The sequence below is a fragment of the Stappia sp. BW2 genome (assembly GCF_008107695.1).
In the GTDB taxonomy this organism is placed as follows: domain Bacteria; phylum Pseudomonadota; class Alphaproteobacteria; order Rhizobiales; family Stappiaceae; genus Roseibium.
On sequence record NZ_VIRG01000074.1, the window covers coordinates 1 to 431 of the forward strand.

The following is a 431-nucleotide window of genomic DNA, read 5'->3' on the forward strand; positions in this document are numbered from 1 at the left end:
GAACCGTGTTCTCGTTATCGAAGAGTGGACATGCCATTGGTTTGGTAAGTGATACAGGCGCAGAGATGTTGATTCATATCGGGATTGACACCGTGAAGCTGAAAGGTCAATTCTTCTCTCCTAAAGTTCAAGCAGGTGCGAAGATAACCGTAGGTGATGTACTGATGGAGTTTGACCGGGAACAGATCGAAAAAGCCGGTTATACAACGATTACACCAGTCATTATTACAAACATGCATCAGTATGAGTCCATTGAGTCTGCTGGTCGCACTACGATCAAAGAAAAAGACTTGTTGTTCACAGCTAAAGTTTAATCATAAGAACGAAAAAGCAGCGTCACCGGAATGTAATCCGGTAAAGCTGCTTTTTTTTGTTTATAGCCTTTTAAACCACGGGAAGCATATCCTGCACCACTTGCACAACGTGTTCTG

1 protein-coding gene is annotated in these 431 nt (G+C 42.9%); it reads left to right on the forward strand.

The genetic code is table 11. The features are described from left to right. The coding region (locus FMN63_RS30100; RefSeq protein WP_205514352.1) for a PTS sugar transporter subunit IIA at window positions 1-314 on the forward strand (314 nt) is incomplete at its 5' end. Window positions 315-431 lie beyond the last annotated feature (117 nt).